Annotated in this window: 25 protein-coding genes; 5 read left to right on the forward strand and 20 right to left on the reverse strand. The window is 61.7% G+C overall.

All coding sequences use genetic code 11. From position 1 onward, the window contains the following. Positions 1–63: 63 nt before the first annotated feature. The 3 genes from AC1DUY_RS25740 to AC1DUY_RS25750 are packed head-to-tail and all read right to left on the reverse strand — an operon-like array spanning position 64 to position 4,636. Positions 64–1,500, reverse strand: a complete 1,437-nt coding sequence (locus AC1DUY_RS25740) for a glutamine synthetase family protein (protein ID WP_120291652.1) — start codon at positions 1,498–1,500, stop codon at positions 64–66. Positions 1,501–1,531: 31 nt separating this feature from the next. Next, positions 1,532–2,899: an aromatic ring-hydroxylating dioxygenase subunit alpha gene (locus AC1DUY_RS25745; protein WP_478118044.1), complete on the reverse strand. Its 1,368-nt coding sequence runs from the start codon at positions 2,897–2,899 to the stop codon at positions 1,532–1,534. Positions 2,900–2,935: 36 nt separating this feature from the next. Continuing rightward, complete coding sequence (locus AC1DUY_RS25750) at positions 2,936–4,636, reverse strand: amidohydrolase (protein WP_120291656.1); 1,701 nt, start codon at positions 4,634–4,636, stop codon at positions 2,936–2,938. 243 nt (positions 4,637–4,879) lie between these two features. Between AC1DUY_RS25750 and AC1DUY_RS25755 the strand changes: the two genes are divergently transcribed. The 3 genes from AC1DUY_RS25755 to AC1DUY_RS25765 all read left to right on the forward strand — a co-directional run bounded on the left by AC1DUY_RS25755 (position 4,880) and on the right by AC1DUY_RS25765 (position 7,391). Then, positions 4,880–6,100 (forward strand): NAD(P)/FAD-dependent oxidoreductase, encoded by a 1,221-nt coding sequence (locus AC1DUY_RS25755; protein WP_175368346.1) that lies wholly within the window; start codon positions 4,880–4,882, stop codon positions 6,098–6,100. Positions 6,101–6,116: 16 nt separating this feature from the next. Next, complete coding sequence (locus AC1DUY_RS25760) at positions 6,117–6,902, forward strand: IclR family transcriptional regulator domain-containing protein (RefSeq protein ID WP_089265361.1); 786 nt, start codon at positions 6,117–6,119, stop codon at positions 6,900–6,902. A 141-nt stretch (positions 6,903–7,043) separates the two neighbouring features. Then, the gene (locus tag AC1DUY_RS25765) at positions 7,044–7,391 is read left to right on the forward strand and encodes a 5-carboxymethyl-2-hydroxymuconate Delta-isomerase (RefSeq protein ID WP_089265362.1); all 348 of its coding nucleotides are present in this window, start codon (positions 7,044–7,046) and stop codon (positions 7,389–7,391) included. A gap of 276 nt (positions 7,392–7,667) precedes the next feature. Here the strand turns inward: AC1DUY_RS25765 and AC1DUY_RS25770 are convergent, their stop codons facing one another. The 10 genes from AC1DUY_RS25770 to phnG form a co-directional block, all read right to left on the reverse strand. Further along, positions 7,668–7,967: an HU family DNA-binding protein gene (locus AC1DUY_RS25770; RefSeq protein ID WP_068735221.1), complete on the reverse strand. Its 300-nt coding sequence runs from the start codon at positions 7,965–7,967 to the stop codon at positions 7,668–7,670. A gap of 251 nt (positions 7,968–8,218) precedes the next feature. Continuing rightward, on the reverse strand, positions 8,219–8,839 hold the full coding sequence (locus AC1DUY_RS25775) for a pyridoxamine 5'-phosphate oxidase family protein (RefSeq protein ID WP_093756773.1): 621 nt from the start codon (positions 8,837–8,839) through the stop codon (positions 8,219–8,221). A 23-nt stretch (positions 8,840–8,862) separates the two neighbouring features. After that, positions 8,863–9,441, reverse strand: coding sequence for a phosphonate metabolism protein/1,5-bisphosphokinase (PRPP-forming) PhnN (gene phnN, locus AC1DUY_RS25780; protein WP_478118048.1), 579 nt, complete (start codon positions 9,439–9,441; stop codon positions 8,863–8,865). Beyond that, the gene (locus AC1DUY_RS25785; protein ID WP_478118050.1) at positions 9,438–10,592 is read right to left on the reverse strand and encodes an alpha-D-ribose 1-methylphosphonate 5-triphosphate diphosphatase; all 1,155 of its coding nucleotides are present in this window, start codon (positions 10,590–10,592) and stop codon (positions 9,438–9,440) included. The genes phnN and AC1DUY_RS25785 overlap by 4 nt, the downstream gene beginning before the upstream one ends. A gap of 11 nt (positions 10,593–10,603) precedes the next feature. Continuing rightward, positions 10,604–11,305: a phosphonate C-P lyase system protein PhnL gene (phnL, locus tag AC1DUY_RS25790; RefSeq protein ID WP_478118052.1), complete on the reverse strand. Its 702-nt coding sequence runs from the start codon at positions 11,303–11,305 to the stop codon at positions 10,604–10,606. A gap of 7 nt (positions 11,306–11,312) precedes the next feature. After that, positions 11,313–12,137 (reverse strand): phosphonate C-P lyase system protein PhnK, encoded by an 825-nt coding sequence (gene phnK / locus AC1DUY_RS25795; protein WP_478118054.1) that lies wholly within the window; start codon positions 12,135–12,137, stop codon positions 11,313–11,315. Next, positions 12,130–13,014: an alpha-D-ribose 1-methylphosphonate 5-phosphate C-P-lyase PhnJ gene (locus AC1DUY_RS25800; RefSeq protein WP_068735209.1), complete on the reverse strand. Its 885-nt coding sequence runs from the start codon at positions 13,012–13,014 to the stop codon at positions 12,130–12,132. Before AC1DUY_RS25800 ends, phnK begins: the two co-directional genes overlap by 8 nt. Beyond that, positions 13,011–14,117 (reverse strand): carbon-phosphorus lyase complex subunit, encoded by a 1,107-nt coding sequence (locus tag AC1DUY_RS25805; RefSeq protein WP_478118057.1) that lies wholly within the window; start codon positions 14,115–14,117, stop codon positions 13,011–13,013. The genes AC1DUY_RS25800 and AC1DUY_RS25805 overlap by 4 nt, the downstream gene beginning before the upstream one ends. 2 nt (positions 14,118–14,119) lie before the next feature. Then, positions 14,120–14,728 (reverse strand): phosphonate C-P lyase system protein PhnH, encoded by a 609-nt coding sequence (gene phnH, locus AC1DUY_RS25810; RefSeq protein ID WP_478118059.1) that lies wholly within the window; start codon positions 14,726–14,728, stop codon positions 14,120–14,122. A 2-nt stretch (positions 14,729–14,730) separates the two neighbouring features. Continuing rightward, on the reverse strand, positions 14,731–15,192 hold the full coding sequence (phnG, locus tag AC1DUY_RS25815) for a phosphonate C-P lyase system protein PhnG (protein WP_478118061.1): 462 nt from the start codon (positions 15,190–15,192) through the stop codon (positions 14,731–14,733). A 125-nt stretch (positions 15,193–15,317) separates the two neighbouring features. On the opposite strand from phnG, the gene phnF reads away from it, so the two are divergent. Then, positions 15,318–16,052 (forward strand): phosphonate metabolism transcriptional regulator PhnF, encoded by a 735-nt coding sequence (gene phnF / locus AC1DUY_RS25820; RefSeq protein WP_068735417.1) that lies wholly within the window; start codon positions 15,318–15,320, stop codon positions 16,050–16,052. On the opposite strand, the gene AC1DUY_RS25825 is transcribed toward phnF, so the two are convergent. The 6 genes from AC1DUY_RS25825 to AC1DUY_RS25850 all read right to left on the reverse strand — a co-directional run bounded on the left by AC1DUY_RS25825 (position 16,053) and on the right by AC1DUY_RS25850 (position 22,371). Then, positions 16,053–16,520: a nuclear transport factor 2 family protein gene (locus AC1DUY_RS25825; protein ID WP_315843247.1), complete on the reverse strand. Its 468-nt coding sequence runs from the start codon at positions 16,518–16,520 to the stop codon at positions 16,053–16,055. Positions 16,521–16,602: 82 nt separating this feature from the next. Next, on the reverse strand, positions 16,603–17,049 hold the full coding sequence (gene ybgC, locus AC1DUY_RS25830; RefSeq protein WP_231079739.1) for a tol-pal system-associated acyl-CoA thioesterase: 447 nt from the start codon (positions 17,047–17,049) through the stop codon (positions 16,603–16,605). A 207-nt stretch (positions 17,050–17,256) separates the two neighbouring features. Next, on the reverse strand, positions 17,257–17,955 hold the full coding sequence (locus AC1DUY_RS25835; RefSeq protein ID WP_478118064.1) for a helix-turn-helix transcriptional regulator: 699 nt from the start codon (positions 17,953–17,955) through the stop codon (positions 17,257–17,259). A gap of 105 nt (positions 17,956–18,060) precedes the next feature. Beyond that, the gene (locus tag AC1DUY_RS25840) at positions 18,061–18,990 is read right to left on the reverse strand and encodes an NAD(P)-dependent alcohol dehydrogenase (RefSeq protein ID WP_478118066.1); all 930 of its coding nucleotides are present in this window, start codon (positions 18,988–18,990) and stop codon (positions 18,061–18,063) included. Positions 18,991–19,003: 13 nt separating this feature from the next. After that, the gene (locus tag AC1DUY_RS25845) at positions 19,004–19,384 is read right to left on the reverse strand and encodes a nuclear transport factor 2 family protein (protein WP_478118068.1); all 381 of its coding nucleotides are present in this window, start codon (positions 19,382–19,384) and stop codon (positions 19,004–19,006) included. A gap of 203 nt (positions 19,385–19,587) precedes the next feature. Continuing rightward, complete coding sequence (locus tag AC1DUY_RS25850; RefSeq protein ID WP_478118070.1) at positions 19,588–22,371, reverse strand: UPF0182 family membrane protein; 2,784 nt, start codon at positions 22,369–22,371, stop codon at positions 19,588–19,590. A gap of 239 nt (positions 22,372–22,610) precedes the next feature. On the opposite strand from AC1DUY_RS25850, the gene rocD reads away from it, so the two are divergent. Then, a complete protein-coding gene (gene rocD, locus AC1DUY_RS25855) occupies positions 22,611–23,828 on the forward strand; it encodes an ornithine--oxo-acid transaminase (RefSeq protein ID WP_478118072.1) in 1,218 nt (405 codons plus the stop codon). Positions 23,829–24,041: 213 nt separating this feature from the next. Here rocD and AC1DUY_RS25860 read toward each other — a convergent pair whose 3' ends face one another. Beyond that, a complete protein-coding gene (locus tag AC1DUY_RS25860) occupies positions 24,042–24,452 on the reverse strand; it encodes an NUDIX hydrolase (RefSeq protein ID WP_441230377.1) in 411 nt (136 codons plus the stop codon). Positions 24,453–24,458: the final 6 nt, after the last annotated feature.

The following is a 24,458-nucleotide window of genomic DNA, read 5'->3' on the forward strand; positions in this document are numbered from 1 at the left end:
TGTATTCAATAAACGTGCCGAGATGGCTCGTTTGATCCGGCATCAGCGCGCCGAAATGACGCGTCAGAACATCTCGAAATATTCGCGCTGCTCCCAGTCGGAGACTTCCGCCTGGAAGCGATCGATCTCGGCATTCTTGATATGCGTATAATAGTCAACCATCGTCGCGCCCATCTTCTCGCGGAAGAAAGGATCTTCCTTGAGCGCGAAGGTCGCCTCGCGGAGCGATTTCGGCAGCAGATCGGCATTGGTCTCGTAAGGCGTGTCGGCTGACGGCCCCGGATCGAGCTTGCGATCGACGCCGTCGAGACCCGACAGGATCTGCGACGACATATAAAGATAGGGATTGGCGGCGGGTTCGCCGACGCGATTTTCGATGCGCGTCGCGGAATCGCCCGCACCGCCGAGCACACGCAGCATCGCGCCACGATTGTCGCGGCCCCAGATCGCCCGATCCGGCGCCAGCGAATAGGAGCGATAACGCTTGTAGCCGTTGATGGTCGGTGTCGTGAATACGGTTGCCGCGCGCGCATGCGTAAGAAGCCCCGCGAGATAGCCCTGCCCGAACGATGACAGCGGCTGCGTGCCCTCGGTCGGCATGAACGCGTTTGCGCCGGTTGCACGCGACACGATCGACTGATGCAAATGCCAGCCAGACGACACGACATTCGGAATCTTCGGCCGGCACATGAAGGTGGCGTGATAGCCGTGGCGATGGGCGATCTGTTTCACGGCCGAGCGGAACAGCACCATGCTGTCGGCCGGTGTCAGACCCACCGTCGGCGCGAAAGTGAATTCGCATTGGCTCGGGCCGTATTCGACCTCCACCGAACGTAATGGGAGACCAAGCGCGATCACGTCGCGCCGGATGATTTCGAGCACCGGCTCCATCTGGTCGTAGCGCTGCTCGGTGAGATAGTTGTAACCGTGCGAGAGCAGACTGACCTCCGGCGGATTGCCGGGCTGGCCGGCATCCTCCGGCTTCATGCGGTTGTTCTCGACGTTGAAGATATGAAATTCGACTTCAAGACCGGCGACGAAATCGTAACCACGGCTGCCGAGATCGCCGAGCACCTTCTTGTAGAGATTGCGCGTCGCGAACGGCACCGGGCGGCCATCGGCGAAATGCACGTCGCACAGCACCCAGCCGGTTTCCGGCGCCCATGGCAGGATCCGGAACGTGGTCGGATCCGGGATCATCAACACGTCGGCCGCGCCCTGCATTTCGGGAATGCCGAAGCCGCCGCCGGCGGTGAACACCGGAAACACCGTCTTGTGCGACGTGTCCTTGGCGAACATGGTCGTGGTGATCGAGCAACCGCTTTCGAGACAGCGCAATGCCTCGCTGGCGATTAGCGTCTTGCCGCGCAGGATGCCGTGCTGATCCGGAAACGACAGCCGGATCACTTCGAGCTTATGCTCTTCGACCATACTGCGCAGTCGGACGGCTGCTTCCTTCTGCTCCGCGGACCACAAACCGTGACGTTCAACGAAACTCAACGCACTCTCCCGCGGCTGTTCTGATCGATCTTCACTCTGCCGCCGGCAGGTGGATGACATTGGACCCCGGCTCGGTCTGATCGGCCGGAGCGGCTGCCATCCATGGCGCACCACGACGACGGGCGACGTCGACTTCCATCCAATAGGTTTCCCAGCCTTTGGTCGGCCCGATGCCATCCATGGTGCCCGGGCCCTGAATGCTGCGTGCGGTGTCCGCATCGAGAGACATCATCGGCCTCTGGCCACCGGCAACCTTCTCGATCTCCGCACGCAGCAGCTTGCGATAGGCGACGATCGCCTTGTCGCTGGAGCCAAGATGCTCACGGGTACGATCCTGGATCTTGCCCATCGACTCTACCGCCCACTGGTCGTGAACGTTGATGTCGGCGCCCATGCCCGTATAGGTCTCGTGCTTCTGCTCGTGCGGATTGAAGCCGTAGTCGTTGGTCTTGTTCTTGCGCGAGGTGTAGTTCGGCAGCTCGTAAAGTTCGAGCCGCTGGTCGGTCATCTTCTTCTTGTCGACCGGCGTCGTGTAGCTGGTGAAGATCGCATACCAATAGCAGTTCTCGTCATCCACCGGCACATGCCACTGGGTGATCGTCATCTCCGTGCTCATGGGGATGACGAAGCCATGCGGGAACAGCTGGTTGGTGACGCGCACATGGGTACGCTCCTCGTCGAGCTCGCGCAGCGCAATCAGGCGCAGGCCGTATTCGGTCGATTCCACATTGATGATCGGGCGATCATATTCGCGCAGGATCTTGGTCATCGGCAGTTCGGTACCCGCGGAGGCGCCGCGGAACTGCTTGCCGTACGACGCCTTGACGTCCTCGTCCTCGAAGAAGCGATGCAGGAACGAGGCATGGGCGGGATCGATGCCGACCTCCAGCGCCTGCAGCCAGTTGCATTCGAACAGGCCCTTGAAGGCGAAGGTGTACTGACCGGGGGCCGCGAAGCAGTCGATTTCCGGGAATGCCGGCGGCTCGCCCTCGCCCAGATAAGCCCAGAGAATGCCGCCCTTCTCGACCACGGGATATGCGCGCTGCTTGATGCCGGCGCAGAGCTTCGAAGTCTTCGGTTCGGCCGGCGTTTCCAGGCACTTGCCCTCGACGTCGAACAGCCAGCCATGAAACGCACAGCGCACGCCGCCACCTTCGAGACGACCGAAAGCGAGATCAGCGCCGCGATGCGGGCAGTCGCGATCCAAAAGGCCGTAGCGGCCCTGCTCGTCGCGGAACAGGACAAAATCTTCGCCGAGCAATTTGACCGGACGGATCGGACGATCCCCTTCGAGCTCATCGACCAGCGCCGCCGGCTGCCAGTACTGACGCATCAGCTTGCCCGCGGGCGTCTTGGGCCCGATACGGGTGATCAGGTCGTTCTGCTCTTGGCTCATCATGGCAAAATGTCCTTTATAACTCTGGCGATGCGCCGCTTATCGCTGAAATACAATCTTGCCGCCGACCATCGTCATATCGGCGGTGATGTCCTTGATCTGGTCGTCCGGCACCGTCATGAAGTCGGCGGAGAGCACCACGAGGTCGGCCAGCTTGCCGGCCTCCAGCGTCCCCTTCCGCGTTTCCTCAAACATGTAGCGCGATGCCGCGCTAGTATAGAGGCGAAGCGCCTGTTCGCGCCCGATCGCTTCGGATGCGCCGTAGACCTGGCCGGCCGGGTCCTTCCGCGTCACCATGATATACATCGTGAGGAACGGGTTCAGCGGATTGACCGGGAAATCGGTGCCGGCGCCGAGATTCTCCAGTCCCATTTTCTCGATTAAAGTGCGCGTCGGGACCGCACGATCCGCGGTCGGCCTGCCGAGGAAACGCGCGACCGTCGCCGCCTTGTCCCACATGAAGGCGTTCTGGAAATCGATCCGCGCCCCGACGCGGCGTGCCCGCTCCATCTGTTCGGGGCGGATCAGGCTGGCATGGATCAAAACGAAGCGGCGATCCTTGATCGACTTTTCCTTGTCGGCGGCTTCGAACGCATCCAGCACCTGATCGACGCCGAGGTCGCCGACGACATGAACGCCGACCCGCCAGCCGCGAAGGTTGGCGATCGACACCAGCTGCTTCAGCCGCTCGGGCGTGACCTGCGCGATCCCATGATAATCGTCATGCGAGTCCGGATAGGCCTCGCGCATCATGGCCGTCTTCAGGGTCATGCCGCCGTCGTAGAAAATCTTGATGCCGCCGAGCTTCAGCCAATCGTCGCCGAAGCCCGACGTGGCGCCGTTGCCGCTCATGATGGCGTCCCAACCGGCGGAGTCCGCGGGCGGCTCCGGTCGAAACATCGTTCCGACCCGCACTGTCGCATCGCCGGCCAGAGCGAGCTTTTGCAGGATCTGCGTGTCGCGCGCGCTTGTCGCGCCCTCGACGACGCTGGTGATACCGAGGCGGTTGAGCGCGGCCTCGGCGAGACGATATTGCCGCAACTCCTCGTCTTCGGTGTAGGGCGGCACGATGTTCTCGACCAGCGGAATCGCCGTCTCGACGAGCACGCCATTGATGTCGCCGCTCGCGTCCCGCTCGAACGCGCCGCCGGCTGGATCCGGCGTGCTCTTGCTGATGCCCGCCTTCTGCAACGCCAGCGAATTGGCCATCGAAAAATGACCGACGGTCCGCAGATAGACCGGATTGTTGGGGGACACGCTATCGAGTTCCTGGCGGGTCAGGTAGCGCTTTTCCGCCAGCTGCGACGGCGGATGCCAGCCGCCGGTCGTGATCCACGCGCCGGGCTGCTTCTTCGCAACGAACGCCCGAATGAGATCGAGCGCGCCGGCCACGTCCTTGGCGCCGCCGAGATTGACCACATAGTCGCCGAGCCCGGCCGCCTTGAAATGCGCGTGGGTGTCGATCAGGCCGGGGACAACCGACTTGCCGGCGAGATCGATGACCCGGGTCTGCGGACCGGCCAGCGGCTTGATCGCGGCGTCACTGCCGACCGCGAGGATCTTGCCGTCGCGGATGGCCAGCGCTTGCGCGATCGTCGATTGGCCGTCGAGGGTGAGGATCTTGCCGCCCGTCAGGACGACCTGGGGCGCGTTCGGGTCAGATTGCTGCGCCACCGCCGGCAAGACGGAGGCGCTAATTGCAATGGCTCCTGCAATCAGACATTTCGCACCCAGATGCATCTCGCCGCTCCATCAACAATGTTCAATAGACGAACGAATGTGCGAATATTATCGTTAGACTAATTCCAGGCAAGCAGAATTTTGCAGCAGGATCTGCCGCGTCACTGAGCATATGCAGCAATTCACGCCTAAAGCATCACCTTGCGCAGAACGAACACTTGTTCAATATACGGACGCAATTCAGGAGCTGATGATGTCGAAGACTTTGAATTCGCGTGTGGATCGGACCCAGGGAGCGCGCTCGTGAGCGGCCTCGTGATCATCGGCGCCTCTTATGCGGGCGTCCAAGCCGGCATCAGCGCGCGCGAGAAGGGCTATCAGGCGCCGATCCGCATCGTCGCCGATGAAATCCATCTGCCCTATCAGCGTCCACCCTTGTCGAAGGCATTCCTGTCCGGCGATGTGGCGCACAACAGCCTTTTCCTCCGCGGCGAGGACTATTTCAAGACCCAGGGCATCGAACTGGTGCTCGGCCATCGCGCCATCGGGCTCGATCGTGCAGCCGGCCGGATCGCACTGGACGGCGGCGACAGCCTGCCTTTCGATCAGCTTGTCATCGCCACCGGCTCACGCGCGCGGCGCCTCAGCGTGCCCGGCCATGAGCGCGACGGCATCGTCTATCTGCGCACCCTTGATGACGCGCTGCATCTCAAGCCGCGGCTCGAAGCAGCCAACGATGTTGTCATCGTCGGCGGCGGCTTCATCGGCCTCGAAGTGGCATCGACTGCTGCCAAGGCCGGCAAGAAGGTGACGCTGATCGAGGCGCAGTCGCGCCTGCTGGAGCGCGCGGTATCGCCGCTGATCTCGCAATTCCTTCTGGATAGCCATCGCTCCCATGGCCTCGACATCCGCTTCAACGAATCCGTCATTGCCATCGAAGGCAACAGCGCCGTGCATGAGGTCGTCTGCTCCAGCGGCCTGCGGGTGCGCGCCGACCTGATCGTCGCCGGCATTGGCGGCATCGCCAATGACGAGCTGGCCGCGCAGGCCGATATCACTTGTACCAATGGCATCGATGTCGACGAACATGGCCTGACCAGCGCCCCGAACATCTATGCCGCCGGCGACGTCAGCAATCACCACAACGGCTTCGCCGGCCGCCGCGTTAGGCTGGAAGCCGTGCAGAACGCCACCGATCAGGGCAAGGCTGTGGGCGCGATGATCGCCGGCAAGCCGGAAGCCTATGACGCGGTGCCGCGTTTCTGGTCGGATCAATATGACGCCAAGCTGCAGATCGTCGGCCTCTCCGCACCGACCGACAGCGCGGTGATCCGCGGGTCGATGGATGATGGCAAGTTCTCGGTGTTTTACTATCGCGACGGCAAGCTCACCGCCGTCGACAGTATCAACCGGCCGGGCGACCAGATGATCGCGCGTCGCCTGATCACCGCGTCACTGTCGCCAACACCAGAACAGGCCGCCGATCTGTCATTCGATCTGAAAAAATTCGAAGCAGGCAAATAGGGCGGACCCACGGCTCATGCCCAAGATCAAGCGCCCCGACGACGAACGCGGCAATACCGACTTCATCGAGAGCCTCGATCGGGGCTTGAGGGTGTTCGAACTGTTCGGCGCACATTCGCGCCCGATGACGCTGAGCGACGTCGCCAAGGCCGCCGAGCTGCCGCGTGCCACTGCGCGCCGCATCCTGTTTACGCTGGAACGCAAAGGCTATGTGACCAGCGACGGCAAGCTGTTCGCGCTGTCACCGCGCGTCCTGGCGCTGGCCGGCTCCTACATGACCTCCAATCAGGTCGTCACCATCCTGCAGCCGGTGCTCGACAGCATTTCCAGCGACGCGCAGGAGATTTCTTCACTCGCCGTGCTCGAGGGCCACGAGGTGATCTTCGTCGCGCGCGCCAGCCCGGCGCGCGTGTTCTCTGCCGGCATCGATCTCGGCTATCGGCTGCCCGCCTTCTGCTCGTCGGTGGGCCGCGCCATGTTGGGCAAGTATTCCAACGACGACCTCACCGCGACGCTGGATGCCATGGACCTCGTGGCAATGACGCCGTTCACGGTCATCGACAAGGAACTGCTGAAGGCCACCATCATCACCGACCGCGAGAAAGGCTATTCGCTGGTCGACCGCGAGGCCGAACCGGGCTTCCGCTCAATCTCCGTGCCCGTGCGGCGCTACGATGGCGCCATCGTCGCCGCCATCAATATGGGCGCCCATGTGGACCGCGTCTCCACCGGGGAAATGATCGACCGCTTCCTGCCGCTGCTGCGCGATGCCGCGGATTCGGTGAAGCCGCTGCTTCTTTAACGCTGTCCCCTCATCCTGAGGAGCGGCCACTTGGCCGCGTCTCGAAGGATGAGGAGCCCTACACTCATGGTTCGAGACGGCGCAAGAGCGCCTCCTCACCATGAGGTCCGAGATTGAACACGCACCAGGAATTGTCGTCTCATGCCCCATATCGTCATCGAACATTCCACCGACGGCCATGGCGACGCGCTCGACATCGCCAGCCTGATGCAGGCGTTGCACAATGCCGGCGCCGCCACCGGGGTAATGAAGGCTGCCGACATCAAGGTGCGCGCGATCCCGTATGCGCATCACCTGATGGCCGGCCGGGCCGAAGGCTTCTGCCACCTGTCGGTCTCGATGCTGGAGGGCCGCACACCCGAGCAGAAAGTCGCCGTGAGCGAGGCGTTGCGCGCGGCAATGGTTTTGCTGCTGCCGCACACCAAAAGCCTCAGCGTCGATATCAGGGATATGGACGCGGTCGCCTACAAGAAGCGCGTGAACGATTAGAGCCGCGCTAACTGCCTTCTCCCCGCAGGCGGGGAGAAGGTGGCGTCGCGAAGCGACGACGGATGAGGGGGAACCTCCGCAGGCGCGGAGCGAATGGAAAGCCCCCTCACCCGACTTCCACACGCTTCGCGCGTTGCAGTCGACCTCTCCCCGCAAGCGGGGAGAGGTAAGGCACTCCCCAAAACGAAAACGGCGCGGCATCCTCTGGGAGTGCCGCGCCATTCTCAACTCAGGTCGGCTGCGGTCACCTCATGGGCGACCGCGCCGGAGGTCCGCTTAGACCGCGTCCTTCGCAGCCTTGACCGGGCGGGCGCGCACGATCTTGCGGGCCGGCTTGGCCTTGAAGGTCATGGCTTCGCCGGTGAAGGGGTTGGTGCCCTTGCGTGCCTTGGTGGCGGGCTTCTTGATGACGACGAACTTGGCGAAGCCGGGAACGAGGAACACGCCGCTCTTCTTCAGCTCTTTATAGCCGAGGGTCGCCATGGTCTCGATAACGCCCTTGACGTCCTTCTTCGAGAGCTCAGTGGTCTCAGCGATTTTCTCGATGAGCTGCGACTTCGTCATTTGGTCTGCCATTTTGCACCTTTTGGTTTGCCGTGATTCGGTGAGACAGACACTATGAGGAATTACGGGAAAAAACCCGTGCTCAATGAAATTTTCACAGATTTTGCCGGGAAAAATGATGTTTTTTGACCATCAAACCCCGATTCGACTTGTACGGCAGGGTTTCAGGACCCTCGCAAGCGCAAAATACTTGAAACAAGGGGCCTACGGAGTCGCGGCAGGCGACAGAAGCGCACTGCAAAAATCACCCCAGATTCGCCCCCTCACCACATGGTCTGTCGCGCCCTTTCCGGCCATTGCCGATCGTATTCCGGACCGCCGACCCGGCGCTCGCTCATCTCCGCCAGGATCTCGCCGGGCGTCGGCAGGGTCTTCGGATCGACGCGTTTATCAGGGTTCCAGAGATCGGACCGCACGATGGCGCGGGCGCATTGGAAATAGATCTCCCCGACCGTCATCACGATCACCGTGCGGGGAGCCTTCTCCTCCACGGCGAAGGACGCCAGCAGGTCCGGGTCCGTCGAGAGATGCGCCGTCCCGTTGATGCGGAGCGTGGTGCCGGCACCGGGGATCAGGAACAGCAGCGCGATCTTGGGATCGCGCACGATGTTGCGCAGAGAGTCCACGCGATTGTTGCCGCGGCGGTCCGGCATCATCAAGGTGCGCTCGTCATGGATCCGGACGAAGCCCGGTTTGTCGCCGCGTGGTGAGCAATCCAGCCCCTCCGGGCCGGTGGTCGCCAGAGCGGCGAAGGGCGAGACCTCGATCAGCCGGCGATATTGCGCCGTTACACAGTCCGCGACCTTGGCGGTGGATGCTTCGCCGATGTCATCGAAACGGCCGTAGATCTCTTCGAGCTGCTCGATGGTTTCGATCACCGACATGGCCGCACTGCCCTCCGCCGTATCTATTGACCCCTGATGACCCGTATCAGGTCATCCGCATGATCTTCCGCGACACCAATATTGTTGATCGTGACGTCGGCACCTGATGTCTCGACGCTGCGCTTGAGCCGATCGCCGATCGGCCCATCGGTTGAGCGTCCCCGCGCCGCAAGTCGCGCCGCAAGCACTTCCGGCGGCGCCGTGATCGACACTACGACGACATCTTCATAACCGGCACGTAGCGCCGGGATAACCGTTCGTGAGATATTGGCAACGACATTGCGGCCGGCGCGAAGCGCATCATCGATCGAGCGCGGAAGCGCATAACAAAGACCATGCGCTTCCCAGTGGACGGCGAAGGCGCCGCTGGCCTGTGCCTGACGGAACGCCTCCGGCGTGACCTGCGCATTATTCTCGAATTCCGACGCCTCGCGCGTCACCACGCGGCGCGCGAACACCATATTGTCGTCATCCGCACAAGCCGCCTGCGCCAGACCGATCAGCGTATCCTTGCCGGCACCCGACGGGCCGACCACCAGCACCAACCGGCCGGGGCCGATCCGACCTGCTTGCGCTTCGGATATCGCCGCGGTGTCGGTCATGCCACCCGATGTCCTTCGCGCCAGACATTGCGCACCACCGGTACCTCATGCGCCACATGGACGCGGATCACGTCGGCGCGCTTGCCGACCGCAATCTCGCCGCGGTCCATGAGCCCAACGGCTTCCGCGGGCCGCTTGGTCACGGTGCGGATCGCGCTCGCCAGATCGATCGATGGTACCTTGCTCGAGAGCTGCAGGGCTCCCATCAGAAGGCTCGACGGCACATAGTCCGACGACAGAATATCCAGCATGCCTTCGCGGGCGAGATCGATCGCCGCGATATTGCCGGAATGCGAGCCGTTGCGGACGACATTCGGCGCTCCCATCAGGATGCCGATGCCAGCCTTGTGCAGGCCTTGGGCCGCTTCCAGCGTCGTCGGGAATTCGGCCACCGAGACCTTGTCTCCAACGGCTTCGGTCACGTTGTCTTCCGTCGTGTCGTCATGGCTCGCCAGCGGAATATTGCGCCCGTGAGCCAGCGCCACGATCGCACGCATATTGCCGGCCGCATATTGCTGCTGACAGGCCAGACGTTGCGCGAACATCACATCAAGCTCGGCATCGCTCTTGCCACCCTTGCCGCGATAGTATGTGCGCAGCTTTTCTTCGTCGCGGAACTGGCGCTGCCCGGGCGTATGATCCATCAGCGACATCAGCCGGACGTTCGGCTTCGCCAATAGCGCCTTCGCTTCCTCGACCACGGTTGGCATCGGAATCTCACAGCGCAGGTGCAGGAAGTGATCGACCCGCAGGAGACTGGCTTCGCCGGCAGAAGCAATGGAATCCACCAGCACGCCGGCATAGCTGTCGATGCCCTGGCTTGAGTCCTCACACCCGACCCGCACCGAGTCGAGCACCGTGGTGATGCCCGACGTAGCAAGCTGGCCGTCGTAGGAAACGACGGCGGCGATGGGATCCCAGAACACCTTCGGCCGCGGCATGAAATGGGCTTCGAGATGATCGGTGTGCAATTCGATCAGGCCGGGCATGATCAGATCGCCGCGCATGTCGTCGCTGCCGCGCGGCGCATCTCCCTCGCCGAACTCGGCAATGCGACCGTCGACAAAGGCGATCCAGCCTTTGTCGATGACGCGGTCGGCAAGAACGATCCTGGCGTTGCCGATGACGGTTTCGGTCGATGATGCGGTCATGGTTCTCTTTCTCAGGCAGCAGCAGCGGCGAAGGATGCGACGTCCACCAGCCGGTCGGCGATCAAGTGCCGCACTTCGTCGTCATGCACAATGGCAACCATGGCGACGCCGGCACGTTTTTTCTCGGCGACCAGTTCAACGACCACGGCTCGGTTGGCGGCATCGAGCGACGCGGTCGGTTCGTCCAGCAACAGGATCGGCAGATCGGAGATAAAGCCACGCGCGATATTCACGCGTTGCTGCTCGCCGCCGGAAAAAGTCGAGGGCGGCAGCTTCCACAGCCGCTCGGGGATGTTGAGACGTTTAAGCAACGCCCCCGCACGCGCACGCGCCTCCTCACGCGTTACGTCGGCAGCGAGCAGCGGCTCGGCCACGACATCAATCGCGGCCACACGCGGCACCGCGCGCAGGAACTGGCTGACATAGCCGATGGTGTCGCGGCGCACACCCAGGATCTCGCGCGGCTCGGCGGTGGTGATATCGATGACGTCACCGTTGTGGCGCACGCCGATGGTGCCGCCGTCGCAGCGATAATTGCCGAAGATCATCTTCAGGATCGACGATTTGCCGGCCCCCGACGGACCGGACAGCACGACGCATTCGCCGGGTGCCACATGGAACGAGACGTTGCGCACCACCGGCAGGCGAATGCCGTCCTGCAGATGCATCACGAAGGTCTTTTCGGCGTTGCGGATATCGATCATCGGATTCATGTTGACCTCACGCCGGCAGGATCGAGGAAACGAGCAGTTGCGTATAGGACTCTCTGGGATCGTCGAGCACCTGATCGGTGAGCCCCGTCTCGATCACGCGACCGCCCTGCATCACCATCACGCGATGCGACAGCAACCGCGCCACCGCGAGATCGTGCGTTACAACGATCGCGCTAAGGCCAAGCTCGCTGACCAGCGTACGCATCATGTCCAGCAAACGGGCCTGCACCGACACGTCGAGACCGCCTGTCGGTTCGTCCATGAAGACGAGACGCGGTTCGGTGACGAGATTGCGCGCGATCTGCAGACGCTGCCGCATGCCGCCCGAATAGGTCCGCGGCGCATCGTCGATACGCTCGGGCGAAATTTCCACGCGCTCAAGCCACGAGGTCGCCGTGTCACGAATCTTGCCGTAGTGGTTCTGGCCCACAGCCATCAACCGCTCGCCGACATTGGCGCCGGCCGAGACTGCCATGCGCAGTCCCATCGCCGGGTCCTGATGCACAAAGCCCCAGTCGGTGCGAAACAGGAAGCGCCGCTCGGCTTCGCCCATCGCCGCGAGATCCCGGGTCACGCCGTCGCGCATCCGGTAGGAGACGCTGCCGGTGGTCGGCGCTAACTGGGCGGAGAGGATCTGCAGCAGTGTCGATTTGCCGGACCCGGACTCGCCGACGATAGCCAGCACCTCGCCGGAATAGAGTTCGAAGGACACGTCGCGGCATGCCGCAAGACGGCCATAAGATTTTCCGAGGTTTGCCGCAACGAGCAACGGCTCGTCACTCGCAGCCGCGCGCGCCCCCGGTACAGTTGAATTCGCTGTCACATCAAGCATTTGCGCTCTCCGCATAGGGCGCAGCATTCTCGCTGCCGCGATGCCCCTGTGATTGCCGCGTTTCGCAATAATCGGTGTCGGAGCAGACGAACATCCGGCTGCCCTTGTTGTCCGTGACGATCTCGTCGAGATAGGAATCCTCGGCGTTGCACAAAGCGCAGCAGGCCTTGTGCTTGTAGGGCTCGAATGGATGATCCTCGAAATCCAGCGACACCACCGATGTGTAAGGCGGGATCGCATAGATGCGCTTCTCGCGGCCCGCGCCGAACAACTGCAGGGCTGCGCAGTTGTCCATCTTCGGATTGTCGAATTTCGGCGTTGGCGACGGATCCATCACGTAACGCGCATTGACCTTCACCGGATAGGCATAGGACGTGGCGATATGGCCGAAGCGCGCGATGTCTTCATACAGCTTTACATGCATCAAGCCGTATTCGGCGAGCGCATGCATACGCCGCGTCTCTGTCTCGCGTGGCTCGAGGAAGCGCAGCGGCTCAGGGATCGGCACCTGATAGACCAGCACCTGATGCGCCTGCAGCGTCGCTTCGGGAATGCGATGCCGGGTCTGGATCACCGTCGCATCGCCTGTGCTCGTGGTCACCGCAACGCCTGCGGTCTTCTCGAAGAATTTGCGGATCGAGATCGCGTTGGTGGTGTCGTCAGAGCCCTGGTCGATCACCTTAAGCTTGTCGATGGGGCCAAGGATCGCCGCCGTCACCTGCACGCCGCCGGTGCCCCAACCGTAAGGCATCGGCATTTCCCTACTGGCGAACGGCACCTGATAGCCGGGGATCGCGATCGCCTTGAGAATGGCGCGGCGGATCATCCGCTTGGTCTGCTCGTCCAGATAAGCGAAGTTATATGTCGGCGCGTTCATTCCGCGGCCTCCTGAAGAGCAACTGGCGTCTCGTCGGCATCGGCGAATTCCTTGCGCAGCTTGCGGAGCAGGCCGAGCTCGGACTGGAAGTCGACGTAATGCGGCAGTTTCAGATGCTCGACGAAGCCGGTCGCCTGCACATTGTCGGAATGCGACATGACGAATTCCTCGTCCTGCGCCGGCGCCTTGATGTCCTCGCCGAGTTCGCGTGCACGCAGCGTGCGATCGACCAGCGCCATCGACATCACCTTGCGTTCGCTCTGGCCAAAAGCGAGGCCATAACCGCGCGTGAAGCACGGCGCCTCGGTATCCGAGCCCTTGAACTGGTTGACCATCTGGCATTCGGTCAGCGTGATCGAGCCAAGCGGCACGGCAAAGCCGACATCCTCGGCCATGAATTCGACCTCGACTTCACCGAGGCGAATCTCGCCGGCGAAAGGATGGTTACGGCCATAGCCGCGCTGCGACGAATAGCCGAGCGAGAGCAGAAAACCTTCATCGGCCCGCGCAAGATTCTGCAGCCGCAGATCGCGGTCGGCCGGGAAGCTCAGCGCATCGCGGGTGAGATCGCCGACCGGCTTCTCGGGATCTTCTGCGGGCGAGGCCTCGATCAGGCCGTCGCGGCCAAGAATATCGGTGACGCGCGGCATCACGCTCGGCTCTGCATCGGTCATGGCCGGCTCCTCGGGCGAGGATTCGCCGGTCAGCACCGGATCGAGCAAACGATGCGTATAGTCGAAGGTCGGGCCGAGCACCTGGCCGCCCGGCATGTCCTTGAAGGTCGAGGAGACGCGGCGACGCACCTGCATCTGCGACGTATCGACGGGCTCACTCGAACCGAACCGCGGCAGCGTCGCGCGGAAGGCGCGCAGCAAGAAGATCGCCTCGATCATGTCGCCGCGTGCCTGCTTGATGGCCAGCGCCGCGAGCTCGCGGTCATAGAGCGAGCCTTCGGTCATCACGCGGTCGACGGCGAGGCCGAGCTGATTGGAGATCTGCGCCAGCGACACTTCCGGCACAGCGCGATCACCCCGGCGCTCATGGGCCAGCAGACGATGCGCATTCTCGATGGCGCGTTCGCCACCCTTGACGGCGACATACATGCTCAGCCCTCCTTGGCGACAAGACGCGTGGTGCGCGGCAGCGCGACGATGGATTCGCCGGAGACCAGTACGAGATCGATGCCGCGGGGAAATAGCGAGGCATTCAGCGCGAGACGATCCAGCAGATCCGGCACGCCGATTGCGGCGCGCAGGATCGTGGCGCCGTCAATACCCGGACCGCGCAGCTCATAGGCCGGGCCTTCAGTCAGGCTCGCCACCTGCAGAATGATCGTGGTGGAGCGATCCGGATATTCGCCGGTGCCGAAGGCGAAGTGCTCGAAGGACGGCAGCGCGGCAGCATCAGCCACCACGGCGAAGGCACACACGGCGGGATCGGCGATGACCGGCGCGCTGGTGTGAAACTTGATCCACTTGGCAACATCCATCGTCGCCGCCAACTTGCTATCGAGCCACACCGGCGTGTCCTGATCGAACAGCGTCAGCGCGATAGCGGCCGCGCCGCGCATCATCGGCGCAGGTACGCCCGAAACAGCCTGAATCCGCTGCACGGCGCCGGGACGCGCCATCGCATCCATCACCGAACGGAAGGTCGATTGCGCTGCAAGCACCTTGTCCGCGAAACCGGCCGGCATTTCCGCAACTGTCGTCATGATCAGCCCTCCCCGCGCACGAGGGTGTAGAAATCGACTTTGGTTGCCGCGGTCTCTGCGGCCTTGCGCTTGCTATCGGCGACGACGCGCGCACGCAGCGGCGTGAGCACCTTGGTCTCGACAGCATCTGAAAATTCACTGGTCTGGATGAGTGCATCGCAGAGCGCGATCAGCTGCGCCTTCGCGCCGTCACGACCGAGTGTGTAACCGAAGCCAACCTCGCCGCTGGCAAGCCGTACAGCGGCACGCGACACCGTCGCCTCGCCGAGATTGAATGGCGCGCCATCGCCGCCGATCCGGCCGCGCAGCATCACCAGGCCGTTTTCCGGCTGACGCAGTTGTTCATGGGCGGGAACAGCCACTGCATCGAGATATCCGGCGATATCCGCCGTGGCGCAGTGCCCAAGCACCCCCATCGCCTCACGGCGCCGGGCCTGCTGGTGGTTCAGGGAGGATGAAGTCATGTCACCGTCGCTCAACAAGTTGTATGATTTACTAGACAACTTTATAGGCGGAGGCAATGACCGTTTCGTGACAGCGGCACGATTTTTCGCTAATGCGTGGTCGACATCATTCCGGGACCGATTTTGTGACCATTCAGGACAAGCCAACAGGCGTGGCACTTTGGCGGCATGTGGCCGACGGCATCGAGCGCGGCATTGCAGATGGCCGCTATGGTGCTGGCGAAAAGCTGCCCGGCGAGACTGAACTGGCTGACATCTACCGCGTCAATCGCCACACCGTGCGCCGCGCCCTCGCGACCCTGGCCGAACGCGGCCTGGTGCGCGCCGAGCGCGGCAGCGGCACCTATGTGGAATCGCCAAAGCTTGCATATCCCCTGCGATCACGCACGCGCTTCTCGGAAATTGCCGGTGCCGGCGGGCGCGAGCCGCAAGCGCAATTGATCGGAGCCTGGGACGATGTGGCAACACGCGATCTCGCAAGGCAACTTGGCCTCAAAGCCGGCGCTCCGCTGATCCGCATTGAAGCCTTGCGGTTGGCGGACAAGACGCCGATCTGCGTCGGCACCAACTGGCTGTCGGCCGAACGCTTTCCCGATTTCGGCAAGGTCTATGAGCGCGTGCGCTCGATGACCAAGGCGCTGGCGCATTACGGCATCAAGGACTATCGCCGCGCCTCGACGAAGGTGACCGCGGGGATCATCGACGCGACCGATGCGACACGGCTTGGTGTCGCACTCGGGCGCCCGATCTTGATTGTCGATTCCATCGATGTGGATGCCGACGGCACGCCGCTCAGCGCTACGCATTCGCGCTTCGTCGCCGAGCGCGTCGAATTCGTGGTCGATAGCGGTTCGCTTTAGTTAGAACGGGTCGGTGCCGAGACCCGGCACATCGGCCGGACGCGGCCCCGGCGCCGGCCACAGGAAACGGCGATCCTTCTCGGCAATCGCAACGTCATTGATGCTCGCCTCGCGGCGCCGCATCAGGCCGGCCTCATCAAATTCCCACTGCTCATTGCCATAGGAGCGATGCCAGTTGCCGGCGTCATCGTGCCATTCATATTGAAAGCGCACGGCAATGTGATTGCCGTCGAACGCCCACAAATCCTTGATCAGCCGATATTCGTGCTCCTTCGCCCATTTACGAGTGAGGAATTCGACGATCGCCGGGCGCCCCTGAAAGAACTCGCCGCGATTGCGCCAGGTCGAGTCCTCGGTATAGGCGAGCGACACTTTCACCGGATCGCGTGAATTCCAGGCGTCCTCGGCCATGCGGGCCTTCTGGGCGGCGGTCTCTCGGGTGAAGGGCGGAAACGGTGGACGCGACATGGGACCCTCGGCTTTGCGATGTTGCAGGGATTGTAGCCCTGCCGCATGCGGAGTCGATGCCGTTTCACCTATGGGGCGATTGCTAAATCTGATCGGCCTTCATGGCAATCCGCAGCGCTTTCGGGATCGGCTTGGCGCGGCCGCCGGAGACAAAGGCCACCTTGACCTTGGCCTCAAGCAGCAACTCATCGCCGCGGCGCACTTCCTGACCCAGCATGATCGAGGCGCCCCTCACCTCTTGTGGAACCGTGACGACGTCAAGCAGATCGTCCAGGACTGCCGGTTTTAGAAAATCAATTTTCATCGAACGAACAACGAAGGCAAAGCCGGGCGTATCCTCTCGCGCTTCTTTCAGCAGCTCTTGTTGACTCGTTCCGAGCAAACGCAAGTAATTCGTTCTGCCGCGTTCCATGAAGCGCAAAAAATTCGCGTGATAAACAATCTGGCCGGCGTCAGTATCTTCGAAATAAACGCGGACCCGCATATGATGACGACCGTCGCGAATTTCGCCATCAAGAGAGGCTGTCACAGGGAGATTCCTCTTATCACACTCCGGGGAGTAATCGTCTTGCACGGAGGCACCTTCCCCAGCAAGCGCCAATCGCTTTGGGCTTGAACCTTGCTTGGGATGCACCTGGAATCTTGGTTGCGGGAACCCGCAACAGACGCCCACACAGACTTCCCCCGCTGGTCGTTTCCGTGAGTTCGTGCTGAAAATGGCGCCCAGGGGGAGGGCTCAGTTAGCACTTTTGCCGCGGTCCTCGCCAACCTGGGCCCGCCATTGCTTTACGAGATCACGTCGGCGACCGGGGTAGCGCTCTGGTTTGATCTTGATCTTCTCGATCCGATCCGCCCGGAATGAGCGGAAATCTTTTCTCATTTCACACCAACCGGCAATGATGCGCCGGGAATCGAAAAAGGCAACGCCAATTGGCCAGATCACCCGGGTGGTCTTCGCGCCTTTCGGGTCGCGATACACGATGGAAAGCTTGTGTTGATCGCGCATGGCTTTGCGCACCAAGCCCAACTCGACGGCTTCGGGCTGTTTTGGCCTGCGGCTCACGTGAAAGACATTGTCGTCCAGTTTGTGTTGCAGTTCTGAGGGGAGCACCGCGCCGATTTTTGCGAGCGCGTCACGTGCCGCCAGCGCAAACTCATCATCGGTCTGGCGGGACACCCATTGAGCGCCGAGCGCCAGCGCCTGGATTTCCTGCTCCGAGAACATCAGGGGCGGAAGGAGGAAGCCGGGTTGCAAGACATAGCCAAAGCCCGGTTCGCCATCGATCTGCGCGCCCAACGCTTTTAAGTCGATGATGTCGCGATAAATCGTTCGCAACGAAACACCTGCCTCAGCCGCAAGGTCGTTGCCCGACACCGGATGACGGTGCCGCCGCAAGATCTGCATAAGGTCGAATAGCCGTTGGCTCTTGGACATGGAGCAAGTCTAGCACAGACCCTGCCAGAAAATGTCAGTCACTTGTCACGGGCTGCGGGCGACGCGGCTTCGGGTGGCCACGCCGCCTCAATGGCCCAACGGGGTTCACATCGCGACCAGCGCCTTACCGGGGAGCTTGCGCCCGGCTTCAAGCGCCGTGATTAGCAGGATCGCATCGTTCAGATGCACGGTCTCGGCGACCGGCAAGTGAAGCTTGCCAGTGCCCGCCGCACTGGCAAGCCCGTCAAGGATGTCAGCCCGCGCGGTGCAGATGATCGGCTTGAGTTTCCGGTCGAAGATGGCGCGAACGAACTTGACTGGCGTCGGATTGATATCGAGATACGCGCCCCCCTTACGAAGCAGGCCAAGCCCGGTAGCAACCGTCATCGTTCCCGCCGCGTCGTAGACCACGTCAAAGCGTTCGCGGATCTTCAGCAGGTCGGTGGTCCGATAATCGAAGAGAGGCTGGACGCCCAGGTCGCGGGCCCGCTGCATCGCCTGCGCACTGCACGTCCCCGCGACGGTCGCCCCGAACATCTTCGCAAGCTGCACCGTGGCCACACCGACGGCGCCGGTACAGCCGTTGATGAACACCTGCTTGCCGGATTTCAGGGCAGCCTTGTCCACGAGGCCGTTCCATGCGGTGACGCCCGGCGTGGCCAGGCAGGCCGCGTCCTCGAACGAGACCGAATCCGGCTTCCTGGCGACAAAGGTTTGGGGGACAATCACGGCTTCGCCGAGCGCGCCGCCATCCTTGATCTGCGCCATGCCAAACACGGGATCGCCGACCTTGAAGCGCGTCACGCTCGCGCCGATGGCGGTCACGATGCCGGAGAAATCGCTACCCATCGCGCGTGGAAATTTCTTCCCTGTCACCATTTTCAGATAACCGTTACGGACCTTCCAATCGATGGGGTTGATGGCGGCGAACTTGATCTTGACCGCGACTTCGCCAGTCCCCGGAGCCTTCAGCTCGAAGTCTTCGAGCTTCATCATTTCGGGGGCGCCGTAATTGTAATACTGAATCCGTTTCATAGCCGACCGTGCCTTAGTGAGGTTTGACGGTCGCCATGTAGGCGACGAACGGCGTCGCGTCGTAAATCACTTCGGTCGAGGTGATCTTGCCGTCTTTTACCTTGACGATTTCTGCGACGACGGCGTTGGGGACGGGATGCGTGTCCGCGTTGTAAACGATCACGGCCTGCTCATCGTCGCCGTAGGTGGCGAGAATGGTGACCTTCTTGATCATGCGAGAAAACCCTTCCTGAAACTCGCGAAACTTCTGGATTCCGGTAATCCGCCCGAGTGGCGAATTGCAAACAACGTCATCCGCCGAGACGGAAATAATTGTATCTACGTTCTTGCTGGCAATGGCCTCGACATAGGTCTGGGCGATTTGCGGCGCTTTGCCGTTGCTTTGGGTGTTCATAGTCTTTCCTTTCAGTGATTGGTCCACTGAAAGGAAGCCTAACGCTCATCAGTGACAGATTCTGGCAGTAGGAAAACGGCATTGAGCCCCTGCCGACCGCCCTGTAACCACACCGGGGTTCTGCTGCATTGGTTCTCAGCCTTTTGGGCATTTGAGATCACGAGAGAATTTCTCTTTGTCGAATGGCAATTAGCCAGCGTTGGTCAGTGTCCGGCCGATTCCCGGCTCATTTTCTCCAAAAGACCGCGCATCGCGTCGATCTGCGTGCCGAAGCCTGCCCAATCCCCAGACCTCAGCAGCTTCATTGCTTCGTTATAGCGATCAAGCGCCTCCTGCGCCCTGTTTTCCGCAGGGCTCGCACGTGGCATTTCCGTCGCAGCACTCAGCGATGTCGGCGACGCGTTAGTTTCGATGAAAAGCGCGGACAAGGCCTCGGCAAGCGTCTCTTTCATGACGACATGCTCGCCGTAGGCAGCGATCACGCGCTTGAGCTCCGGCAAGTGTCCGTGGACCGCGCGCAGGTACAGCGGCGATACGTACAGGATCGAATTCTCGATCGGGATCACCAGCAGGTTTCCGCGGATCACCCGTGAACCCATCTGGTTCCACAACGATATTTGCTGGGAGATCTCCGTGTTCTGATGAATGCGCGCCTCGATCTGGAACGGTCCGTAGACGAGCTTCTCCTTGGGAAATTCGTAGACGATCAATTTTCCATAGTCGGGAGCGTCGCAGCGCGCTGCCAGCCATGCGATCATGTTGTCGCGTCGGCTTGGCACCATGGGGATCATGATAAAGAACTCGGCCTGGGTTTCGCCGGGCAGCCGCATCACAATGTAGTAAGGGACCATCGGCGCGACGCCGTCGCCGGCCGGCTGGCGCGGAAACTGCCAAAGATCCTCCCGGTTATAGAAAACGTCGGCAGATGCCATGTGATAGGTCTGGTAAAGCTGCGCCTGAATCAGGAAGAGGTCCTCGGGATAGCGAATGTGCTTTTGCAGGTCGGACGGCATTGCCGCAAACGGCTTGAATAGCCCCGAAAAGATTCGCTGGTAGGTGGCTACGATCGGGTCCGCCTGGTCCATCAGATAAAAGTCGACACTGCCGTTATAGGCGTCGATGACGGCCTTCACGGAATTGCGGATGTAATTCAGATTGCGGCCGGGTGCAGGCTGCGCAGAGGGGAAATAGTTACTGGTTGTATAGGCGTCCTGGATCCAGAACATCCGCCCCTCGCTGATGACCAGATAGGGATCGTGGTCGAGGCTGAGGAACGGGGCAATCGTGCGTAGCCGTTCCCCGATATTGCGCCGGATCATGATCCGGCTGTCGTCGGTGATGTAGCTGGAGAGCAGCAGGTTCATGTCGTTGAAGTGGTGAGCGAAGATGATTTTTCGCACCATACCCGTCAGCGGTACGCCACCGGCACCGTCGTAGACCGTGTATGCGTTTTCACTCCCCTTCGGATAGTCGAATTCCGGCGTGGTCGTCCTGACGACAACGTAGTTGCTCTCCTCTTGTCCATAATAAATGCGCGGTTCGCGGATCTCGGGACCGCCGTCCGCAACGGGAGGAATATCCCGCAGGTAAAGCAGCGGAAGCCCTTCAGCGCTCTTGTGCATTACCGGGCTCATCACCGCTCCATTGCCGTGGGTGAACAGCAGGTGGAGGTTGACCCACGTCTGGGCGTTCGGCGGCAGCAGTGAGGATCTGAGCTCGCGTGCTGACAGCATCACGCTCTGGTAGGTGCCGCGAAGCCAGTAGCGGTCGACATCCAGGTCACTTAATTTGTAGTAGGTGCGTATCTCCTGCAGCTGGGCGTAGGTATCCGCCAGCGGCTGCCCGTCCCACAATCTGATGTTCTCGATGGTCGCCTTGTTGGCCTCGAGTGTCGCGAAGGTAAGGTCCTGTTCGGCAGGAAAGGGCTTGGCGGCGATCTTGTCGAGATTATAGGCTTCCCTGGTCAGACGGATGCTGCGTTCGATGTAGAGCCGCTCCAGTTCCAGTTCGTTCGGTTTCACGTAGAAGCGCTGAAACAGCATCGGGATCACGCCGGACAGCAGGAAAGCGCCCCCGAAGACGAGCAACGTCGCGGCAATGGGGAGCCAGTAGGTACGCGCCCACAGGTTCGCCCAAGCGGCGCATGCCGCAACGATCGAAAGCCCGATCAGTAACCAGAGAACGGGTAGCTGAACGTGGACATCGGTGTAGCTCGCGCCAACCACTACGCCATTGTCTCCGTAGAGCAGCAAATAACGGTCGAGTCCGTAGGACCATGCCTTCACCGCAAAGAGCAAGCCGAGCAGCGCCGAGCCGTGAGCAACCGCTGTCGGTGATATCGACCACCGCTGGACCTGGTATTCGATCTGACCATGCAGCCAATAGATCACTGCGGCGAGAAGTGCGCTCATGAACAGCGTTAGCAATGCCCAATTCCTGATGGCGATATAGGCGGGCAGAGAAAACAGATAGAATCCAATATCTTTGTCATACAGCGGATCATTCGCGCCATATGGCACCTGATAAAGGAACTGCAGAATGATGCTCCAATTGCCGACCTCCTCCCATGCAACAAGCAGAGCGAGGAATCCGGCGCCGCCAGCGATGGCAAGGCGCCATGGCAACCGATCGCGCATGAATTCGAACGGATCGGGCGGCACCGCGGTGGCCGCGAGCTTCCAGTCGAAGTCGACGGGAAGCCGGCCTCGCCGCCGTCGGACAAGAAAAAGTGCCAGCCGGGCGTTCGCCCACGCAATGACGGCAGTTGCCGCGAAGACGACAGAAAAGACTGCGGCTTTCGCGCCGATCGATGTCCAGAAAACCTGCGAATAGCCGACCGCGGAGAACCACATCCAGTCGACCAGGAAGTCGCCGACAATCGCGAAAAGGATCAGGCAAATCCCGGAGAAGATGGCAGTCACAATCACCCCGACCACGGCGTTTCGCCCTGGCGTCTTCCGTTCGGGCCCGGTAATCCCGATCGTCATGAACGGATTATAGCAGAACGGGAGAGGTGGCGGTGCCAGTCTTGAGCCCTCGCACCTGTTTTTTCTGCGTCGGCCTTCCTACATCAGAACTGAGGTGCGCATCGCCTTAAGCGCGCCCAATCGGGAGAGCGCGCCATGAGCGGTGATCTCACGATGTAGTTGTGCTTGAGCGTCCTCGCTAACGGTCGGGATGGCATGCCGAGCGGGCACGGGGGAGGAACGCGGCAGGAGTGCTTGTCATGACTGATTTCGCCGGTCTTGAATCCCGCTTTGGCGCAGGAAACTATGCACCATTGCCGGTCACGATCGTCCGCGGGGCTGGAGTCTACGTGTGGGACGAGGCTGGCAGACGCTACATCGACATGATGGGCGCATATTCGGCGGCAAGCTTCGGCCATTGCCATCCGCGCCTCGTCAAGGCGCTGACAGAACAGGCACAGCGACTGGATACGATCTCGCGCGCTTATTTCAGCGATCGGCTGGGGCCTTTTCTCGCCAAGGCTTGTGCACTTACCGGTATGGACGCCGCGTTACCGATGAACAGCGGCGCGGAAGCCGTCGAGACGGCGCTCAAGGCGGCACGTAAATGGGCCTACAGGGTCAAGGGAGTGCCGACTGACCGGGCTGAAATCATCGTCGCGGAGGGAAATTTCCACGGCCGTACCATCTCGATCGTCGGCTTTTCTTCGCAAACCCAATATCGCGACGGCTTCGGGCCGTTCCCGCCTGGCTTCACATGCGTGCCGTTCGGCGATGCGCCGGCGCTCGCCGCGGCCATTACCTCTGACACCGCAGCCTTTTTGGTCGAACCAATTCAAGGCGAAGGCGGGATCAATGTGCCGCCCCCTGGATATCTCGCTGAGGTCGCGCGCATTTGCAAGGCGAACAACGTGCTGCTGCTGTGCGACGAGATCCAGAGCGGTCTGGGACGCACCGGACGTCTACTCGCGTGTCAGCATGAAGGGGTAACACCCGACGGTCTGATGCTCGGCAAGGCGCTCGGTGGCGGGATGTTGCCGGTTTCGCTTTTCCTCGCCCGTCGCGAGGTCATGCAGGTTTTCACTCCCGGTGACCACGGCAGCACGTTCGGAGGCAACCCGATTGCATCAGCGGTTGGATTAGCCGCCCTCGACACACTGATCGACGAGCGATTGATTGAACGCGCCGCGACTGTCGGCGCGCATCTCCTCGATCGGCTCTCCGCGATCAAAAATCCGATCATTCGCGAGGTGCGCGGTCGCGGTTTGTTTGCGGGGGTCGAGTTACACCGCAACATGGCTAGTGCCGGTACGGTGATCAGCCGCTTGCTTCAGGCGGGCGTGCTGACCAAAGATACTCACCGGAACACGATACGCTTTGCGCCGCCCTTGATTATCGACGAGTCACAGGTGGATTGGGCCGTAGACCGATTGACCGAAGTACTGGACGAGATCGCCGCATCGACGATTCAGGCCTAGCGGCCGCCAATGTTGGGCAACGCTGATCCGCGCGGCGACAATTGCGCCTGAGCTTGTGCTACGGACGAGATCAAAGCGCTCGCGCAGCCGGCGTCCGAGCCCCCCTTCGATCTCTTGGCTCTTAAAAGACCCCACAAAGGCCATGGCGCCGCACCTGCATGCGATGCAGGCCGTCGGCGATGGCGCCGTCGAGATGGAAGGTCGTAGAACCGGTCATAACGAAAAGCCGTGAGCTGCGAGTGGCAGCACGTGATCACGCGTCAATGGCGCCAAGACGATAGCCTCAGGCGCAGTTGGATTGATCCAAATCGCTTCGGCGATCTCGGCCTGCGGCGCGATCGCGCCATCCACCTTCACCGCATAAACACTAGCCTGCACGCGCCATCCCGGCTCATTCGCGGCGACGCTGTTGAATTGTCCGAGCGCTTGCGCAGAACCCGGCACCATCCGGCAGCCGAGCTCCTCGCTGATCTCGCGCTCCAGCGCGGCCAGATCGTCCTCGCCGGCATCGCGTTTGCCGCCCGGCTGCATGAAGGCCTCGGTGCCGCGCTTGCGCACCACCAGCATGCGCCCTGCGTCATCGCGGATCAGCGCAGCGACGACGCCGATGATCTTGTCAGTCATTGCGAA

It is taken from the genome of Tardiphaga sp. P4_G1 (assembly GCF_056401215.1).

Excerpts from the sequence above, each read along its gene's own strand:
- AC1DUY_RS25745 (WP_478118044.1), bottom strand. The coding sequence starts at position 2,899 with ATGATGAGCCAAGAGCAGAACGACCTGATCACCCGTATCGGGCCCAAG.
- AC1DUY_RS25750 (WP_120291656.1), bottom strand. The coding sequence starts at position 4,636 with ATGCATCTGGGTGCGAAATGTCTGATTGCAGGAGCCATTGCAATTAGC.
- AC1DUY_RS25760 (WP_089265361.1), top strand. The coding sequence starts at position 6,117 with ATGCCCAAGATCAAGCGCCCCGACGACGAACGCGGCAATACCGACTTC.
- AC1DUY_RS25765 (WP_089265362.1), top strand. The coding sequence starts at position 7,044 with ATGCCCCATATCGTCATCGAACATTCCACCGACGGCCATGGCGACGCG.
- AC1DUY_RS25770 (WP_068735221.1), bottom strand. The coding sequence starts at position 7,967 with ATGGCAGACCAAATGACGAAGTCGCAGCTCATCGAGAAAATCGCTGAG.
- AC1DUY_RS25775 (WP_093756773.1), bottom strand. The coding sequence starts at position 8,839 with ATGTCGGTGATCGAAACCATCGAGCAGCTCGAAGAGATCTACGGCCGT.
- phnN (WP_478118048.1), bottom strand. The coding sequence starts at position 9,441 with ATGACCGACACCGCGGCGATATCCGAAGCGCAAGCAGGTCGGATCGGC.
- AC1DUY_RS25785 (WP_478118050.1), bottom strand. The coding sequence starts at position 10,592 with ATGACCGCATCATCGACCGAAACCGTCATCGGCAACGCCAGGATCGTT.
- phnL (WP_478118052.1), bottom strand. The coding sequence starts at position 11,305 with ATGAATCCGATGATCGATATCCGCAACGCCGAAAAGACCTTCGTGATG.
- phnK (WP_478118054.1), bottom strand. The coding sequence starts at position 12,137 with ATGCTTGATGTGACAGCGAATTCAACTGTACCGGGGGCGCGCGCGGCT.
- AC1DUY_RS25800 (WP_068735209.1), bottom strand. The coding sequence starts at position 13,014 with ATGAACGCGCCGACATATAACTTCGCTTATCTGGACGAGCAGACCAAG.
- AC1DUY_RS25805 (WP_478118057.1), bottom strand. The coding sequence starts at position 14,117 with ATGTATGTCGCCGTCAAGGGTGGCGAACGCGCCATCGAGAATGCGCAT.
- phnH (WP_478118059.1), bottom strand. The coding sequence starts at position 14,728 with ATGACGACAGTTGCGGAAATGCCGGCCGGTTTCGCGGACAAGGTGCTT.
- phnG (WP_478118061.1), bottom strand. The coding sequence starts at position 15,192 with ATGACTTCATCCTCCCTGAACCACCAGCAGGCCCGGCGCCGTGAGGCG.
- AC1DUY_RS25825 (WP_315843247.1), bottom strand. The coding sequence starts at position 16,520 with ATGTCGCGTCCACCGTTTCCGCCCTTCACCCGAGAGACCGCCGCCCAG.
- AC1DUY_RS25835 (WP_478118064.1), bottom strand. The coding sequence starts at position 17,955 with ATGTCCAAGAGCCAACGGCTATTCGACCTTATGCAGATCTTGCGGCGG.
- AC1DUY_RS25840 (WP_478118066.1), bottom strand. The coding sequence starts at position 18,990 with ATGAAACGGATTCAGTATTACAATTACGGCGCCCCCGAAATGATGAAG.
- AC1DUY_RS25845 (WP_478118068.1), bottom strand. The coding sequence starts at position 19,384 with ATGAACACCCAAAGCAACGGCAAAGCGCCGCAAATCGCCCAGACCTAT.
- AC1DUY_RS25850 (WP_478118070.1), bottom strand. The coding sequence starts at position 22,371 with ATGACGATCGGGATTACCGGGCCCGAACGGAAGACGCCAGGGCGAAAC.
- rocD (WP_478118072.1), top strand. The coding sequence starts at position 22,611 with ATGACTGATTTCGCCGGTCTTGAATCCCGCTTTGGCGCAGGAAACTAT.
- AC1DUY_RS25860 (WP_441230377.1), bottom strand. The coding sequence starts at position 24,452 with ATGACTGACAAGATCATCGGCGTCGTCGCTGCGCTGATCCGCGATGAC.